The sequence below is a fragment of the Rhodococcus sp. T2V genome (genome assembly GCF_029269925.1).
Taxonomy (GTDB): domain Bacteria; phylum Actinomycetota; class Actinomycetes; order Mycobacteriales; family Mycobacteriaceae; genus Rhodococcus_F; species Rhodococcus_F koreensis.
Genome location: NZ_JARJBD010000442.1, coordinates 1 through 354, shown reverse-complemented (window position 1 = coordinate 354; position 354 = coordinate 1). Strand labels below are relative to the sequence as shown.

Here is a 354-nt window from a genome sequence, read left to right as displayed (position 1 = left end):
ACGCCGCCGTCGCACAGTTCTTCACCCCCCTCGGCGACCTCGAACTCGGCCTCACCCCACCCACCACAACCGGACACAACCAGTGACCGACTACGACACCATCCTCCTCGACCGCAAGGGCCGGGTCGGCATCATCACCCTCAACCGCCCGAAAGCGCTCAACGCCTTGAATTCCGAGCTGATGCGTGAGGTCGTGTCGGCGGTGGACGAGTTGGAGAAGGATTCGGCGATCGGCGCCATCCTGATCACCGGGTCCGACCGGGCGTTCGCCGCAGGCGCCGACATCAAGGAGATGCAAACCAAGTCGTACATGGACGTCTACCTGGACGACTTCTTCGCCGCGTGGGATCGCCT

At 63.8% G+C, this 354-nt stretch carries 1 protein-coding gene; it reads left to right on the top strand.

Going from position 1 to position 354, the window contains the following annotated elements; all coding sequences use genetic code 11:
• Positions 1–82: 82 nt before the first annotated feature.
• Positions 83–354 (top strand): enoyl-CoA hydratase-related protein (locus tag P3H15_RS54755; protein ID WP_276144920.1); only part of this gene is annotated, 272 nt, incomplete at its 3' end.